The 16,277-nt window shown below is 65.4% G+C and carries 12 protein-coding genes; 5 read left to right on the top strand and 7 right to left on the bottom strand.

Translation table 11 applies throughout. From position 1 onward, the window contains the following. A partial coding sequence (locus tag PO605_RS24245) for an IS3 family transposase (protein ID WP_272206511.1) occupies positions 1–108 on the top strand: 108 nt, incomplete at its 5' end. A 75-nt stretch (positions 109–183) separates the two neighbouring features. Here the strand turns inward: PO605_RS24245 and PO605_RS24240 are convergent. Continuing rightward, complete coding sequence (locus PO605_RS24240; protein ID WP_047472041.1) at positions 184–1,230, bottom strand: quinone-dependent dihydroorotate dehydrogenase; 1,047 nt, start codon at positions 1,228–1,230, stop codon at positions 184–186. Between the two features lie 34 nt (positions 1,231–1,264). Between PO605_RS24240 and rpiA the strand changes: the two genes are divergently transcribed. Continuing rightward, entirely contained in the window at positions 1,265–1,957 is a 693-nt protein-coding gene (gene rpiA / locus PO605_RS24235) for a ribose-5-phosphate isomerase RpiA (protein WP_026062503.1), read from the top strand. 30 nt (positions 1,958–1,987) lie between these two features. On the opposite strand, the gene PO605_RS24230 is transcribed toward rpiA, so the two are convergent. The 6 genes from PO605_RS24230 to PO605_RS24205 all read right to left on the bottom strand — a co-directional run bounded on the left by PO605_RS24230 (position 1,988) and on the right by PO605_RS24205 (position 9,588). After that, entirely contained in the window at positions 1,988–2,362 is a 375-nt protein-coding gene (locus tag PO605_RS24230; protein ID WP_231574416.1) for a hypothetical protein, read from the bottom strand. A 39-nt stretch (positions 2,363–2,401) separates the two neighbouring features. Further along, on the bottom strand, positions 2,402–3,091 hold the full coding sequence (locus PO605_RS24225) for a glutaredoxin family protein (RefSeq protein ID WP_047472039.1): 690 nt from the start codon (positions 3,089–3,091) through the stop codon (positions 2,402–2,404). Positions 3,092–3,299: 208 nt separating this feature from the next. Further along, on the bottom strand, positions 3,300–5,348 hold the full coding sequence (locus tag PO605_RS24220; RefSeq protein WP_017405846.1) for a M3 family metallopeptidase: 2,049 nt from the start codon (positions 5,346–5,348) through the stop codon (positions 3,300–3,302). A gap of 75 nt (positions 5,349–5,423) precedes the next feature. After that, the gene (folD, locus tag PO605_RS24215; RefSeq protein ID WP_016447109.1) at positions 5,424–6,278 is read right to left on the bottom strand and encodes a bifunctional methylenetetrahydrofolate dehydrogenase/methenyltetrahydrofolate cyclohydrolase FolD; all 855 of its coding nucleotides are present in this window, start codon (positions 6,276–6,278) and stop codon (positions 5,424–5,426) included. 89 nt (positions 6,279–6,367) lie between these two features. Next, entirely contained in the window at positions 6,368–7,018 is a 651-nt protein-coding gene (locus tag PO605_RS24210; protein WP_012205807.1) for a response regulator transcription factor, read from the bottom strand. Continuing rightward, complete coding sequence (locus PO605_RS24205) at positions 7,015–9,588, bottom strand: PAS domain-containing sensor histidine kinase (protein ID WP_016447108.1); 2,574 nt, start codon at positions 9,586–9,588, stop codon at positions 7,015–7,017. The genes PO605_RS24210 and PO605_RS24205 overlap by 4 nt, the downstream gene beginning before the upstream one ends. 320 nt (positions 9,589–9,908) lie before the next feature. Here PO605_RS24205 and aceE point away from each other — a divergent pair, with 320 nt between their 5' ends. The 3 genes from aceE to lpdA are packed head-to-tail and all read left to right on the top strand — an operon-like array spanning position 9,909 to position 16,191. Beyond that, positions 9,909–12,626 carry a pyruvate dehydrogenase (acetyl-transferring), homodimeric type gene (aceE, locus tag PO605_RS24200; protein WP_016447107.1) on the top strand — a complete coding sequence of 906 codons (2,718 nt, stop codon included), beginning with the start codon at positions 9,909–9,911 and terminating at the stop codon, positions 12,624–12,626. Positions 12,627–12,645: 19 nt separating this feature from the next. Further along, on the top strand, positions 12,646–14,328 hold the full coding sequence (aceF, locus tag PO605_RS24195) for a dihydrolipoyllysine-residue acetyltransferase (protein WP_047472037.1): 1,683 nt from the start codon (positions 12,646–12,648) through the stop codon (positions 14,326–14,328). A gap of 15 nt (positions 14,329–14,343) precedes the next feature. After that, on the top strand, positions 14,344–16,191 hold the full coding sequence (lpdA, locus tag PO605_RS24190) for a dihydrolipoyl dehydrogenase (RefSeq protein ID WP_272206991.1): 1,848 nt from the start codon (positions 14,344–14,346) through the stop codon (positions 16,189–16,191). The last annotated feature ends 86 nt before the right edge of the window (positions 16,192–16,277 follow it).

Genomic DNA, 16,277 nt, shown 5'->3' with positions numbered 1-16,277 from the left:
CAGCGCGGCCTGCGCCGCTACATTCATTACTACAACCACCAACGCATCAAGCTCAAACTAAAAGGCCTGAGCCCGGTGCAGTACCGAACTCAGGCCTTGAGCCGCTAGCTTCCAACCGTCCAACTTCTTGGGGTCAGTTCATGCCGGGCGTTTTCTTTGGTCAGCACGCGGATAACGCGGCAGTCAACGCAGTTGCGCGATGGCCAGTGCGGCCTCTGGTACCAGGCAGGGGCCCCGATAGATCAGGCCGCTGTAGATCTGGACCACATCGGCGCCCGCCCGGATCTTGCTGACCGCATCTTCGCCGCTGAGAATGCCTCCCACGCCGATGATGGGGTAGCGGCTTCCCAGCGCAGAGCGCAGTTGGCGGATGACCTGGTTGCTGGCCTCCAGCACCGGCGCGCCGGAAAGGCCGCCCGTTTCTTCGGCGTGGGGCAGGCCCTTGACGGCATCCCGGCTGATCGTGGTGTTGGTGGCGATCACGCCGTCCATGCCGTGGCGCTGCAGCGTGGTGGCGATGACGCCGACCTGCTCCTCATCCAGGTCGGGTGCGATCTTCACGAACACCGGCGCCCGCTTGCCGTGCTGCGTGGCCAGTCGCTCGCGCCGCTCGGCAATCGCTCCCAGCAAGGCATCCAGCGCTTCGTCGCTTTGCAGGGCACGCAGATTCTTGGTGTTGGGCGAGCTGATGTTCACCGTCACGTAGTCGGCATGCGGGTAGACGCCATCGAGCGCCTTGAGGTAGTCGCTGGTGGCTTCTTCGATGGGCGTGCTGGCGTTCTTGCCGATGTTCAGCCCCAGCAGCATGGGCTTGCCCATGGCGCGGGCCTGTGAGCGCTTGACGTTGCTCAGGAATGCATCGAGGCCTTCGTTGTTGAAGCCCAGTCGGTTGATCAGCGCATTGCGTTCGGGGATGCGGAACATGCGCGGCTTGGGGTTGCCGGGCTGCGCGCGCGGAGTCACGGTGCCCACCTCGACGAAGCCGAAGCCCATGGCGGCCAGCGCATCGATACAGCGTGCGTTCTTGTCCAGGCCTGCAGCCATGCCGACGCGATTGGGGAACCTGAGTCCGGCAAGCTCGACGGGATCACTCACCATGGGTTGGGCCCAGGCCTGCTGCAGGAGCGTGTTCTGCCCCTTTGCCATCAGGTTCATCGTGAGATCGTGGGCGGATTCGGGGTCCATGCCGAAGAGAAAGGGACGGGTCAGGGCGTAGGGGATCAAAGACATGGGGATAATCGAAGGATTACCTGGATTTTCCCTCATGACGACATCTGCTGCCTCTTTTTCCCAAGATGAACTCAAAGCCCTGGTCGGGCAAGCCGCTCTGGCCTACGTAGTGCCCGGCGAAATCGTCGGCGTCGGCACGGGCTCGACGGTCAACAAGTTCATCGATGCGCTGGCCACCATCAAGGACCAGATCCCTGGGGCCGTGTCCAGCTCCGTGGCCAGCACCGAGCGCCTGAAGGCGCTGGGCATCAAGGTGCTGGATGCCAACGAGGTGGACCGCCTGTCGGTATACATCGATGGCGCCGACGAGATCGACGGCCGGGGCTACATGGTCAAGGGCGGGGGCGCGGCACTGACGCGCGAGAAAATCGTTGCGGCGCTGGCCGAGCGCTTTGTCTGCATCGCCGATGCCTCCAAGCGCGTCGAGGTGCTGGGAGACTTTCCGCTGCCGGTGGAGGTGATTCCCATGGCTGCTGCCCAGATTGCCCGGCGTTTCGAGGCCAGGGGTGGCCGGGCCGAGATCCGCATGAAGGACGGCGCTCCTTTGGTGACGGACAACGGCCAGCACATTCTTGATGTGCGCGGCCTGAAGATTGCTGAGCCGCTGGCCTTTGAGTCCGAGGTCAACCAGTGGCCCGGCGTGGTCACCGTGGGCGTTTTTGCGCACCAGAAGGCATCGGTCTGCCTGCTGGGCACGCCTGAAGGCGTGCAGACGCTCGACTACTGAGGCAGGAACCCGGTCCTGGCCTCTCGGCTGCTAGCCGATGCTCTCGAACACCGCAGCGCCTGCGGTCCAGACGAGCAGGGCCATACCACCGAGACACAGCGCGCGCAATGAGGCTTGCGTGCGCTGTTTTTTGATGCGCTGAATGAGCCAGGTGACGGCCGCCAGCCCGGCGTAGATGGCAAAGAAGCCAGCCGTCGTCATGTAGTAGGCCAGGCGGTTGAGACCGTTGCCCAGGCCTCCGTCATGCATGAACCACAGCGTGATCAGGCAGGGCACCAGCACCAGGCAGGTTAGCCGCAACGGCTCTCGCCACGAAGGCCTTGCCACCAGTACCCACCCGATGAGCGCAGGCAGGCCCACAAGAGTGCCCAGCCTGGCCAAGGTCCAGGCCACGTCGGACAGCATGGAATCCACGGCCGGGCTCCTGACTGCGGCAGTGTCTGCCTAGAAGCTCAGGCCTGCGGGGTTGTCGCTGGTGCGTGCACCAGGCGCGGGGGCGGGTATGGGGGCGCGCCTGTTTGCCTGCTCCACGGCGGTGGGTGCTGCGGCGGGCGCTGATGCGGCGGGTGCGGCAGGCTTGGGTGTGGTCAGGGGCTGCGCGGGTGGCCGCTTGTACTGGGCAGGCAGCTGGGAGCTTGCGGGGTAGCCTGCGGCATCCAGGTACTGCGTCCATTCGCTGGAGGAGAAGCCGGTCAGAAACTGCTTGCCGATGGTGGCAAACGGCAGTCCGGTCTGCCCGCTGAGCTTGTTCAGGGCTGCCGCGTCCGCCTCGGTCTGCACCAGGCGCTCGGCATAGGGGATGCCCCGGGACTGCAGCAACTGACGAGCGCTATCGCAAGGCGTGCAATCGGACGAGGAGTACAGCGTCACTGGAAAGCGGCTCGCAATCTGGCGCAGCGCATAGGGCAGGCCTGCGTTGCTGTCCGAGGCGCCCGCCACTGCCTGGGCGGCGGGCGCTGCCTGCTGCTGTGCGCTTTGGGCGGGGCGGTCCGAGAAGGTGACTTTTCCATCCGGCCCGACGATACGGTAGACCTGCTGTGCGGCGGCTGGCAGCGCGGCGGCAAGGCAGGCGAGGGCGAGGCATGGCATCAGGTGGCGCAGGGCGCCGTGGCCAAGGCTGGGAGAAGACTGCATGGACGATCTCGGTTTCGGAAGAAGGGTTTCGTGCCGGGGCGGCGACCACTCGCCGGATGGATGCCCGCACAGGAGTGCCTGCAAGCATAGCGTGCCATTCATCCTGGGCCATCTTCTGGAGTCGCAGGATGTGGCTGCGCGCATCCGGTGGAGTTGCCGGGCCAGGAAAAAGCGCCCCATCGGGGCGCTGCAGACCGGGTTGCCAGGCTCAGGCCTCGGCCATGCCCTGGTGGCGCAATAGCGCGTCCAGCTGGGGTTCGCGGCCACGGAAGGCCTTGAACGACTCCATCGCCGGGCGGGATCCGCCGGCTTCAAGAATGGCCTCGCGGTAGCGGCGGCCTGTCTCGGGGTTGGGGGTTCCATCGGCCAGCATGGTTTCCTCGAAGGCCGCATAGGCATCCGCCGAGAGGACTTCGGCCCACTTGTAGCTGTAGTAGCCCGCTGCGTAGCCGCCTGCAAAGATGTGGCTGAAGGTATGGGCCGAGCGGCTGTAGGCGGGCGAGGGCAGCACGGCCACTTCGGCGCGAACCTGGGCCAGCAGCGGCATGATGTCGGCCTTCGGATCGTGCTCGGTGTGCAGCAGCATGTCGAACAGCGAGAACTCGATCTGGCGCAGCGTCTGCATGCCCGACTGGAAGTTCTTGGCCGCGATCATCTTGTCGTACAGTGCGCGCGGCAGTGGCTCGCCCGTGTCCACGTGGGCGGTCATGTGCTTGAGCACTTCCCACTCCCAGCAGAAGTTTTCCATGAACTGGCTCGGCAGTTCCACCGCGTCCCATTCCACGCCCGCGATGCCCGAGACATCGCGCTCGTTGACCTGGGTCAGCATGTGGTGCAGGCCATGGCCTGTCTCATGGAACAGCGTGATCACGTCATCGTGCGTGAGCAGGGCCGGCTTGCCGTCAACGCCGGTGGCAAAGTTGCAGACCAGGTGCGCGACCGGCGTCTGCAGCTTGTGGCTGTCGGGGCGCAGCCAGCGGGTGCGTACATCGTCCATCCAGGCGCCGCCGCGCTTGCCCGAACGTGCGGGCTGGTCCAGGTAGAACTGGCCGACCAGTTGGGGGCCTTGCGGCGTGCTGCGCTCGATGCGATAGAACTCGACAGCGGGATGCCACACCGGCGCCACGTCGCGGCGGATGGCCACGTCGAACAGCGTCTCCACGATCTTGAACAGGCCGGCCAGCACCTTGGGGGCGGGGAAATATTGCTTGACCTCTTGCTCGCTGAAGGCATAGCGCGCTTCCTTGAGCTTTTCCGAGATATAGGCCCAGTCCCAGGGCTGGGGATCGGCCAGGCCCAGTTCCTTGCGTGCAAAGCTGCGCAGGTCGGCGACATCCTTTTCGGCATAGGGGCGGGCGCGGTGCGCGAGGTCACGCAGGAAGTCGATCACCTGCTGCGGCGAATGCGCCATCTTGGGAACCAGCGAGATCTCGCCGAAGTTGCGGTAGCCCAGCAGCTGCGCCTCTTCCTTGCGCAGGGCCAGTATTTCGGAAATGTTGGCCGTGTTGTCGAAGCGGCGGGCATCGCCCTCTGCCTGGTCGGAGGCGCGTGTCACATAGGCGCGGTAGAGCTTCTCGCGCAGCGCGCTGCTGGTGGCGAACTGCATCACGGGCAGGTAGCAGGGCATCTTCAACGTGAGCTTGAAGCCTTGCTTGCCTTCGGCTTCGGCGGCGGCACGGGCTGCCTGGCACACGTCCTGGGGCACACCGTCCAACTCATCGGCCGTGGCGTAGTAGGCAAAGGCATCGGTGGCATCCAGCGCGTTCTCGCTGAACTTCTGCGTGAGTTCGGCCGAGCGTTCCTGAATCTTGGCAAAGCGCAGCTTGGCTTCACCCTGCAGCTCCGCGCCAGACAGCACGAAATTGCGCATGGCATGGTCCCAGGCGGCGCGCTGCTCCACGTTGAGCGTGGCAGGGTCGATGGCCTTGTACTTGGCGTACAGCCGCTCGTCGGCGCCCAGGCGCGTCCAGAACTCGGTGACCTTGGGCAGGGATTCGTTGTAGGCAGCGCGCAGCTCGGGTGTGTCGGCCACGCTGTTGAGGTGGCTGACGGCGCCCCAGGCGGTCCCCAGCTTCTCGGTGGCGACATCGAGCACGGCGGAGATCGAATCCCAGCGCGCGGGGAAGTCAGGTGCCGTGACGGTCTCCAGGGCCTCGCAGGCCCCGGTCAGAAGATGGTCGATGGCCGGGCCGACGTCGGCGGGGCGGATGCGATCGAACAGGGGCAGGTCGGAGGATTCGAGGAGGGGATTGCTCATGCGTGTCAGATGCCGTCGGGTGCATTGAAATCAAGCGGCTCCCCGGGGAGCCGCCCGATGCTTGTCAGCTCCTGGTCAGCCGGCGGCGCGCTCGGCCGCCTCCATGGTGTTGACCAGCAGCATGGTAATCGTCATGGGGCCGACGCCGCCCGGCACGGGGGTGATGAAGCCGGCCACTTCCTTGACGCCGTCAAAGTCCACGTCGCCGCAGAGCTTGCCTTCGTCGTTGCGGTTCATGCCCACGTCGATGACCACGGCGCCAGGCTTGCACATGTCTGCGGTCAGCACATTGCGCTTGCCCACGGCGGCGACCACGATGTCGGCCTGGCGCGTCATGGCGGCCAGGTCCGCCGTGCCGCTGTGGCAGATGGTGACGGTGGCATTGGCGGCCAGCAGCATCATGGCCATGGGCTTGCCGACGATGTTGGAGCGGCCGATGACCACGGCGTGCTTGCCGCGCAGGTCCTTCATGCCGATGGATTCGAGCATCTTCATGCAGCCATAGGGCGTGCAGGCCTTGAAGCCGACTTCGCCCACCATCAGCGCGCCGGCGCTGGCCACGTGAAAGCCATCCACATCCTTGAGCGGCGAGATGGTCTCGATGACCTTGTGGTCGTCGATGTGGGCGGGCAGCGGCAGCTGGACCAGGATGCCGTGGATGTCGGGGTCGTTGTTCAGCGCCTCGACGCGGGCCAGCAGTTCGGCTTCTGTCATCGAGGCGTCGTACTTCTCCAGCACGGAATGAAAGCCTGCGTCCTCGCAGGCCTTGACCTTGTTGCGCACATAGACCTGGGAGGCCGGGTTGTCGCCGACCAGGACCACGGCCAGGCCGGGCGTGGTCCCTCGGGCCTTCAGGGCAGTGGCGCGCTGTGCGACTTCGGCACGCAGTTGGCGGGAGAGGGCGTTGCCGTCGATGAGTTGGGCTGTCATTGCAGTGGATACCAAAATAAAAATGCTGCTAGGGCTTGTTGGTCAAGCGCTAGCAGCCCTTTGAAGAAAGCAGGGGATGGCGTCGGTGCTTATCCTGCGACGGCCGCCTTGGCCGCCGCAGCGGTCTGGCCCTGGCCCAGGGCGATCTTGAGCAGGTCGGCCACAGTGTTGGCGTTGAGCTTTTCCATGATGTTGGCGCGGTGCGCCTCCACGGTCTTGATGCTGATGCCCAGGTCGTCGGCGATCTGCTTGTTCAGGCGGCCGGCGACGATGCGCTCGAGCACCTGGGCTTCGCGGCTGGTCAGCTTGGCCAGCAGGGCGTCGCGGCTGGCGGCCTGCTGGTGGCCGGCAAAGGCTTCGCGGGCATGGTCCAGCATGCGCTCGACCAGGTTCAGCAGTTCTTCCTCGTTGAACGGCTTCTGGATGAAGTCCAGTGCGCCCTTCTTCATGGTGTTCACCGCCATGGGCACGTCACCGTGGCCGGTGATGAAGACGATGGGCAGGGGAGACTTGCGTTCGATCAGTCGGTCCTGCAGTTCCAGGCCGGTCATGCCGCCCATGCGGATGTCGACGATGAGGCAGGCGATTTCGCGTGGGTCGTAGCGCGAGAGGAAGGTCTCGGCCGAGTCGAAGCAGCGCACACGATAGTCCTTGCCCTCCAACAACCATTGCAGCGAATCACGAACCGCTTCGTCGTCATCAACTACGTACACAGTGCCTTTTTTGGGGATCAAGCTCATGCAATCGTCCTTGTTGTGGGTTCAATGGTCGCTGCCGGCGTTGTCGCGTCGCCCGGCGGGGCCAGCGGCAGCCAGAATGAAAATCGGCAGCCGACAACCTCGGAACCATTGTAGAGGTTCTCGGCACGCATACGGCCCTGGTGGGACTCGACAATGCTGCGGCACAGATTCAGGCCCATGCCCATACCTTCGCTCTTGGTGGTGAAGAAGGCCTCGAAGAGGCGCTCCAGCACCTCGGGCGGCAAGCCCTTGCCGGTGTCCTGCACGTTGAATTCGATGACGCGCTGGTCCTCGATGGTGCGCGGCACCACGCGCAGTTCCACGTTGCGCTGGTGGCTGGGGCGGCCCGATTGCTCGATGGATTCGGCGCCGTTCTTCATGAGGTTGACCAGCACCTGCTCGATGAGGATGGTGTCGGCCATGATGGCCGGCATGCGCTCGGCCACGTGGTAGGTCAGCTGTACATTGCGGCGGCGCAGCTCGATGCCGGCCAGCTCCACCGCCTCGCTGACCATGTCGGTGACCTGGGCCAGGGTGCGGTTGGGTTCGCTGCGCTTGACGAAGGAGCGTATGCGCAAAATGATCTGGCCCGCGCGCTGCGCCTGGTGGGCGGTCTTCTCCAGCGCGAACTTCATCTGCTCCTCGGTCAGCGTGCCTTTTTCGAGGCGCGTGAGCATGCCGCTGCAGTAGTTGCTGATGGCGGTCAGCGGCTGGTTGAGTTCGTGGGCCACGCTGGAGGCCATCTCGCCCATGGTGATCAGGCGGCTGACGGACTGGGCGTGCTCGGCCTGGCGATCGGCCTGCTCCTCGGCCAGGCGGCGCGGCGTGATGTCGGTGGCGATCACCATCTGCGCCAGGCGTCCGTCCACCCAGCTCAGGTAGCGCGAGCGCACTTCCAGCCACTTGCCCAGTTCGGGCAGATAGATCTCGGCGTTCTCGCTGCGTGCGCTGGTCAGCGAGTCGGTGGGCAGGCCCATCAGGCCATCCTCATCGTCCATGCCCTGCGGCTGAGAGCGCACGGGCAGCACGCCGGCCTGGGCGACGAGCTGCAGATGGCCATCGGTCTGCGAGCCGAACCATTGCCGGTACAGCTTGTTGGCGAACAGCAGCTCGGCGCTGCCAAGCGGGGCGACGGACACCGAGGCGTCCAGCGCCTCCAGCACGATGGTGAAGCGCTCATAGGAGGCCGACAGTTGCTCGCGGATGCGGTTGGGCTCGGTGATGTCGGTCATGGACGACATCCAGCCCGTGTGCTGGCCATGGGCGTCGATCAGCGGCGAGACATACAGGCGCGCATCGAACTGCGTGCCGTTCTTGCGCTGCACGCGCACCTGAAAGCCCCCGACGATGGTCTTGCCCGAAAGCTCTTCGCGCAGCTTGGAGTGCAGGTTGTCGTAGTCGTTGTCGGGCCAGTAGGAATAGGGCGGCATCTGGCCGACGAGTTCGGATTCGCTCCATCCCGTCATCTGGCAGAAGGCGGCGTTCACGTAGGTGATGCGGCCTTGCAGGTCCAGCGCGCGCATGCCGGTGAGCACCGAGTTCTCCATGGCGCGGCGGAAATTGGTTTCGGCAACCAGGGCTTCCTGCGCGCGCTGGCGGCGTCGCGTGTGGCGCCAGGTGGCCAGCAGCAGCCATGCCGTCATCGCGCTGAGCGTGCCCACCAGCCAGAACAGGCCGCTGCCCACCACGCCCAGCGAGGTGCGGTAGGCCTGTGCGCGCAGCACCAGACTGTTGCCCACGGGGGCGACCGGAGCCTCGTCCTCATTGGCCACCGTGCGCCAGCGCAGCAGGTCGGTGGCATTTTGCTTGCGCGGCGTCAGCGGTGTGCCGGCCAGAACCTGGCCCCGGCTGTCGAGCATGGTCATGGCATAGCGGGCCATGATTTCGGTGGGCGTGCCGTAGCGCAGCAGGCTGTCCACGGAATACTCGCCCAGCAGCTCGCCGATGTAGCGGCCGTCCTGCGCCAGCGGCACATGCAGCTGCAGCAGCGGCGCGGCCTCGCCCTTGTGGGCCAGGCCTTGCACGTAGATGGGCTGCTGCATCTCGCGCGCGAGCTGGTAGGCCTCCAGGGCGTCACCGGCGCGCAGGACCTCGCGGGGGATGCGCAACTGGTCGCTGCTCACGGTGGGGGCGGACTGGCTGGCCAGAATGCGGCGTTGGGAGTCGATCCAGGTGATGGACTGCAGTTCGGGATACTGGCTGATGAGCGCTTCCGCGCGGCTGGCGAAATCGGACTCGGCCAGATCGTGGTTGCTGATGTCGCGCGCCATGCGCATCAGTTGCTCCTGGCGCTCCAGCAGGCGCAGGCGCACGCGCTGCTGGGCATATTCCACGTCGCGGTGCAACGCTTCCTTCTCGCGGTCGATCTCCTCCATGCGCAGATACCAGAACGACGCGACGATGGCGGCCATGAACATCAGTACGGCGGCCAGCGGGGCGAGTGCCGCAAAGCGGTCCTGGCGCGTGGGGGAAAGACTGCGCCACCAGCTGCGCCACCAGCGCACTGGCGCGGCCACGCCTGCCATGGGGGCAGGGCTGTGCGTGCCGTGCTCGGAAGGGGAGGATTGCATGCGCCCAGTGTAGGGGAGAGTCTGACTGTTTTTAAGGAGTATTGGAGTCGCCACGCAGGCGCTTCGGCGACGTTCTTTGAGGTCTTCACTGTATGTGCGTTTGCAGCAAAATTTCAAATTATGAAATCAAAAAGCACCATTTGAAATTCGAAAAAAGTATGCGACACTCGCCGAGCATTGAGGCAGTGAATCGGTATCTTCAAGTTCGCCAGACAGGGTCTGTGCCGCGCAAGGCGTGGTGAACTACCCGCCTGCGATGGCGCGCTGCGCCGCTCACTGGTTCGACCCCAAGACGCTACCTTCTGCAAGGAGACATTCCCATGACAGCTCAGACTGACCCGCAAGGCAATGCAGGCGTTCCCGCCGGCCTGGACCAACAAGAATCGCGCGAATGGATGGACGCACTGTCGGCCGTCATCGACCGTGAAGGCGCTGAATATGCGCACAAGCTGATCGAGGACCTGCTCGAACATGCACGCCAGAACAGCGTGGACATGCCCTTCTCGGCCAACACCGGCTACGTGAACACCATCGAGGCCTCGCAGGAAGCGCGCTGTCCCGGCAACCTGGAAATCGAAGGCCGCCTGCGCGCCTACATGCGCTGGAACGCCATGGCCATGGTGGTCAAGGCCAACCGCCTGCACCCACCCGAAGGCGGTGACCTGGGTGGCCACATCGGCTCCTTCGCTTCGCTGGCCAACATGTTTGCGGCCGGCTTCAACCACTTCTGGCACGCCGAAAACGAAAACCACGGTGGCGATTGCCTGTACATCCAGGGCCACGTCTCGCCCGGCATCTATGCCCGCGCCTATCTGGAAGGCCGCATCTCCGAAGAGCAGCTGCTGAACTTCCGCCAGGAAGTGGACGGCAAGGGCCTGTCCAGCTACCCGCACCCCAAGCTGATGCCCGAGTTCTGGCAGTTCCCCACGGTGTCCATGGGCCTGGGCCCGCTGATGGCCATCTACCAGGCGCGCTTCCTCAAGTACCTGCACGCCCGCGGCATTGCCGACACCGAAAACCGCAAGGTCTGGGTCTTCTGCGGCGACGGGGAAATGGACGAGGTCGAGTCGCTGGGTGCGATCTCCCTGGCCGCCCGCGAAAAGCTGGACAACCTGATCTTCGTGATCAACTGCAACCTGCAGCGCCTGGACGGTCCGGTGCGCGGCAACGGCAAGATCATCCAGGAACTCGAGGGCGAGTTCCGCGGCTCCGGCTGGAACGTCATCAAGCTGCTGTGGGGCAAGGGCTGGGACGAGCTGCTGGCCAAGGACAAGGACGGCGTGCTCAAGAAGATCATGGCCGAGTGCAACGACGGCGACTACCAGTCGTTCAAGGCCAATGACGGCGCCTACGTGCGCAAGAACTTCTTCGGCCGCGATCCGCGCGCGCTGAAGATGGTCGAGCACATGAGCGACGACGAGATCTGGAACCTGCGCCGCGGCGGCCACGATTCGCAGAAGGTCTATGCGGCCTTCCATGCGGCCAACTCGCACAAGGGCCAGCCCACCGTGCTGCTGGTCAAGACCGTCAAGGGCTTCGGCATGGGCAAGATCGGTGAAGGCAAGAACACCGTTCACCAGACCAAGAAGCTGGGCGACGAGGACATCAAGGCCTTCCGCGACCGCTTCAACATCCCGATTCCCGACAGCCAGATCGCCGACCTGCCTTTCTACAAGCCGGCCGACGACACGCCGGAAATGCGCTACCTGCACGAGCGCCGCAAGGCCCTGGGCGGCTACCTGCCGCACCGCCGCGTCAAGGCCAGCGAGCAGTTCACGGCGCCTGCGCTGGACACCTTCAAGGCCATCCTCGAAGCCACGCCCGAAGGCCGTGAGATCTCGACCACGCAGGCCTATGTGCGTTTCCTGACGCAGCTGCTGCGCGACAAGGAAATCGGCCCACGCGTCGTGCCCATCCTGGTGGACGAGGCACGTACCTTCGGCATGGAAGGCCTGTTCCGCCAGATCGGCATCTACAACCCCGCTGGACAGCAGTACACCCCGGTCGACAAGGACCAGGTGATGTACTACCGCGAGGACAAGGCTGGCCAGATCCTGCAGGAAGGCATCAACGAAGCCGGCGGCATGAGCAGCTGGATCGCGGCAGCCACGAGCTACAGCACGAGCAACCGGATCATGATCCCGTTCTACGTGTACTACTCGATGTTCGGCTTCCAGCGCATTGGTGACCTGGCCTGGGCGGCCGGCGACATGCAGGCGCGCGGCTTCCTGCTGGGCGGCACTTCGGGCCGCACCACGCTGAACGGCGAAGGCCTGCAGCACGAAGACGGCCACAGCCACATCCTGGCCAACACCATTCCCAACTGCGTGAGCTACGACCCGACCTTCGCCCACGAAGTCGCCGTGATCATGCAGGACGGCCTGCGCCGCATGGTGCAGGAGCAGGAAAACGTCTTCTACTACATCACGCTGCTCAACGAGAACTACGCCATGCCCGGCCTCACGCCTGGCACCGAGCAGCAGATCATCAAGGGCATGTACCTGTGCAAGCCCGGCCAGAAGGTGCCGGAAAGCGGCCTGCGCGTGCAGCTGCTGGGATCGGGCACCATCCTGCGCGAATCCTTCTTCGCCCAGGAACTGCTGCTGGCCGATTGGGGCATTGCCGCCGACGTGTGGAGCTGCCCCAGCTTCAACGAACTGACCCGCGACGGCCAGGAAGCCGACCGCTGGAACCTGCTGCATCCGCTGGAAACGCAGAAGGTGCCCTTCGTCACGCAGCAGCTGCAGTCGCACAATGGCCCGGTGATCGCATCCACCGACTACATGAAGGCCTACGCCGAGCAGATCCGTCCCTATATGCCCAAGGGCCGCACCTACAAGGTGCTGGGCACCGACGGCTTCGGCCGTTCGGACTTCCGCCGCAAGCTGCGCGAGCACTTCGAGGTGGACCGCCACTACATCGTGGTCGCCGCACTGCGCGCGCTGGCCGAAGAAGGCAAGATCAACGCCACCACCGTGGCCGAGGCGATCGCCAAGTACGGCATCAAGGCCGACAAGATCAACCCGCTGCACGCCTGAGTAAGAACGGGAGACACCTATGGCATTGGTAGACATTCAAGTTCCGGACATCGGCGATTTCGATGAAGTCGGTGTGATCGAAGTGCTGGTCAAGGCCGGCGACCAGATCAAGGCCGAGCAATCGCTGATCACCGTCGAGTCCGACAAGGCATCGATGGAGATTCCGTCCAGCCACGCCGGCGTGCTCAAGGAGCTGCGCGTGAACCTGGGCGACAAGGTCAAGCAAGGCAGCATCATTGCCGTGATCGAGACCGCAGACGCTGCGGCACCGGCACCGGCACCGGCAGCTGCTGCCCCGGCTCCCGTGGCAGCGCCTGCATCTGCTGCGCCTGCATCTGCGCCTGCGCCGGCCGCTGCTCCCGCTGCCGCGCCTGCGGCCTCGGGCGCCGCCACGCAGATCGATATCAAGATTCCCGACATCGGCGACTTCAAGGACGTGGCCGTGATCGAGATGCTGGTCAAGGTCGGCGACACCGTGACGGCAGAGCAATCGCTGTTCACTGTCGAATCCGACAAGGCCTCGATGGAGATCCCCTCGCCCGCAGCGGGCACCATCACGGCGCTGACGCTCAAGATCGGCGATACGGTCAACGTGGGCGACGTGGTCGGCCAGATGAGCGTGCAGGGCGCTGCCGCGCCTGCAGCCCAGGCTGCGGCCCCGGCACCTGCTGCTGCAGCCCCTGCACCGGCAACTGCGGCCCCGGCCGCTGCAGCTCCGGTGGCTGCCGCTGCACCTGCACACAACCCCACCGTGGCGCCCACCGGCAAGCTGCCCCATGCATCGCCCTCCGTGCGCAAGTTCGCCCGCGAACTGGGTGTGCCGCTGGACGAGGTCAAGGGCTCGGGCAACAAGGGCCGCATCACGGCCGACGACATCCAGGCTTTCACCAAGTCCGTCATGGCCGGTGCCGTGCAGACCAAGGCCCAGGCTGCGGCGGCTCCCAAGGGCGGCTCCGGCGGCGGCGCCGGCCTGGACCTGCTGCCCTGGCCCAAGGTGGACTTCGCCAAATTCGGCCCGGTCGAGCGCAAGGACCTGTCGCGCATCAAGAAGATCAGCGGCGCCAACCTGTCGCGCAACTGGGTCATGATCCCCCACGTCACCAACAACGACGAGGCCGACATCACCGACCTGGAAGCTTTCCGCGTCTCCACCAACAAGGAGAACGAGAAGAGCGGCGTCAAGGTGACCATGCTGGCCTTCGTGATCAAGGCGGTGGTCGCGGCGCTCAAGAAGTTCCCGGAGTTCAACGCCTCGCTGGACGGCGACACCCTGGTCTACAAGCAGTACTTCCACATCGGCTTTGCGGCAGACACGCCCAATGGCCTGGTGGTGCCCGTGCTGCGCGATGCCGACAAGAAGGGCATCCTGCAGATCAGCCAGGAAATGGGCGAGCTGGCCAAGAAGGCCCGCGACGGCAAGCTCGGCGCTGCCGACATGCAGGGCGGCTGCTTCTCGATCTCGTCGCTGGGCGGCATCGGCGGCACGAACTTCACCCCCATCATCAACGCCCCGGAAGTGGCCATCCTCGGCCTGTCCAAGGGCCAGATGAAGCCCGTGTGGGACGGCAAGCAGTTCGTGCCGCGCCTGACGCTGCCGCTGTCGCTGTCCTATGACCACCGCGTCATCGACGGTGCCTCGGCCGCGCGCTTCAACGCCTACCTGGGTCAGGTGCTGGCGGACTACCGCCGCATCCTGCTGTAAACGGAGGCCCGACACATGGTAATCATCGACATCAAGGTGCCCGACATCGGCGACTTCGCCGAAGTGGGCGTGATCGAACTGCTGGTCCAGCCCGGTGACACCGTGGCCAAGGACCAGTCCCTGATCACCGTGGAGTCCGACAAGGCCTCCATGGAGATCCCCTCCAGCCATGCCGGCGTGGTCAAGGAACTCAAGGTCAAGATCGGCGACAAGGTCGCCGAGGGCTCCGTGGTCCTGACGCTGGAGGCTGCCGGCGAGGCGGCCGCTGCGCCCCAGGCTGCCGCTGCGGCTCCTGCAGCCGCCAGCGCCGCGGCACCTGCCGTGCCGGCTCCAGCGGCCCCGGCCCCTGCTCCTGCGGCAGCCAGCTACGCGGGTGGCGTGGCCGACTATGACTGCGACGTGGTCGTGCTCGGCGGTGGCCCTGGCGGCTACTCTGCCGCCTTCCGCGCAGCCGACCTGGGCCTGAACGTGGTCATCGTCGAGCGCTACAAGACCCTCGGCGGCGTCTGCCTGAACGTGGGCTGCATTCCCTCGAAGGCGCTGCTGCACGTGGCGGCCGTCGTGGACGAGGTCAAGCACCTGGAAGTGGCAGGCGTCAAGTTCGGCGCGCCCGAGGTCAACATCGACCAGCTGCGCGGCCACAAGGACAAGGTCATCGGCAAGCTGACCGGTGGCCTGGGCCAGATGGCCAAGATGCGCAAGGTCACCGTGGTGCGCGGCTACGGCAATTTCGTCGGCGCCAACCACCTGGAAGTGGAAGAGACCACGGGCGATGGCCAGGAAAAGACCGGCAGCAAGAAGATCGTGCAGTTCAAGCGCGCCATCATTGCCGCCGGCAGCCAGGCCGTGCACCTGCCCTTCATGCCCAAGGACCCGCGCGTGGTGGACTCCACCGGCGCGCTGGACCTGGCCAGCGTGCCCAAACGCATGCTGATCCTGGGCGGCGGCATCATCGGCCTGGAAATGGGCACCGTCTACTCCACGCTGGGCGCACGCCTGGACGTGGTGGAGATGATGGACGGCCTCATGCAGGGCGCCGACCGCGACCTGGTCAAGGTCTGGCAGAAGATGAACGCGCCGCGCTTCGACAACATCATGGTCAACACCAAGACCGTGGGTGCCGAAGCCACGCCCGAAGGCATCAAGGTCAGCTTCGCGCCCGCCAAGGACGGCGTCACCGTGCCCGAGGCCCAGGTCTACGACCTGGTGCTGCAGGCCGTGGGCCGCACGCCCAACGGCAAGAAGATCGCCGCCGAGAAGGCCGGCGTGGCCGTCACGGACCGCGGTTTCATCGAAGTCGACATCCAGATGCGCACCAACGTGCCCCACATCTTCGCCATCGGCGACGTGGTGGGCCAGCCCATGCTGGCGCACAAGGCCGTGCACGAGGCCCATGTGGCCGCCGAAGTCATCGCCGGTGAACTGCAGGGCAACAAGGAGCTGGCCGCCAGCGCCTTCAATGCCCGCGTGATCCCCAGCGTGGCCTACACCGACCCGGAAGTGGCGTGGGTGGGCCTGACCGAGGACCAGGCCAAGGCCCAGGGCATCAAGGTCAAGAAGGGGGTCTTCCCCTGGACGGCATCGGGCCGCGCCATTGCCAATGGCCGCGACGAAGGCGTCACCAAGCTGCTGTTCGACGACAGCCCCGAGGCGCATGGCCATGGCCGCATCCTGGGCGGCGGCATCGTCGGCACGCATGCGGGCGACATGATCGGCGAGATCGCGCTGGCCATTGAAATGGGTGCCGACGCCGTGGACATCGGCAAGACCATCCATCCTCACCCCACGCTGGGCGAGAGCCTGGGCATGGCGGCTGAGGTGGCGCACGGCTCCTGCACGGACTTGCCGCCGCAGCGCAAGTAAGCGCAACGCCCGGCCTTCGGAACGGGCAAGGACACAAAGGCAGCTTCGGCTGCCTTTGTGCTTTGGGGGGTAGTACGGGTCGCAGG

The sequence above is a fragment of the Delftia sp. DT-2 genome (assembly GCF_028401915.1).
Lineage (GTDB): Bacteria > Pseudomonadota > Gammaproteobacteria > Burkholderiales > Burkholderiaceae_C > Comamonas > Comamonas tsuruhatensis.
This window is presented reverse-complemented; position numbering and strand designations above follow the sequence as displayed.

What these genes read in the sequence shown, in the direction of transcription:
- PO605_RS24205 (WP_016447108.1), bottom strand. Translation starts at nt 9,588, where the DNA reads ATGCAATCCTCCCCTTCCGAGCACGGCACGCACAGCCCTGCCCCCATG.
- folD (WP_016447109.1), bottom strand. Translation starts at nt 6,278, where the DNA reads ATGACAGCCCAACTCATCGACGGCAACGCCCTCTCCCGCCAACTGCGT.
- PO605_RS24240 (WP_047472041.1), bottom strand. Translation starts at nt 1,230, where the DNA reads ATGTCTTTGATCCCCTACGCCCTGACCCGTCCCTTTCTCTTCGGCATG.
- aceF (WP_047472037.1), top strand. Translation starts at nt 12,646, where the DNA reads ATGGCATTGGTAGACATTCAAGTTCCGGACATCGGCGATTTCGATGAA.
- PO605_RS24225 (WP_047472039.1), bottom strand. Translation starts at nt 3,091, where the DNA reads ATGCAGTCTTCTCCCAGCCTTGGCCACGGCGCCCTGCGCCACCTGATG.
- rpiA (WP_026062503.1), top strand. Translation starts at nt 1,265, where the DNA reads ATGACGACATCTGCTGCCTCTTTTTCCCAAGATGAACTCAAAGCCCTG.
- aceE (WP_016447107.1), top strand. Translation starts at nt 9,909, where the DNA reads ATGACAGCTCAGACTGACCCGCAAGGCAATGCAGGCGTTCCCGCCGGC.
- PO605_RS24210 (WP_012205807.1), bottom strand. Translation starts at nt 7,018, where the DNA reads ATGAGCTTGATCCCCAAAAAAGGCACTGTGTACGTAGTTGATGACGAC.
- lpdA (WP_272206991.1), top strand. Translation starts at nt 14,344, where the DNA reads ATGGTAATCATCGACATCAAGGTGCCCGACATCGGCGACTTCGCCGAA.
- PO605_RS24230 (WP_231574416.1), bottom strand. Translation starts at nt 2,362, where the DNA reads ATGCTGTCCGACGTGGCCTGGACCTTGGCCAGGCTGGGCACTCTTGTG.
- PO605_RS24220 (WP_017405846.1), bottom strand. Translation starts at nt 5,348, where the DNA reads ATGAGCAATCCCCTCCTCGAATCCTCCGACCTGCCCCTGTTCGATCGC.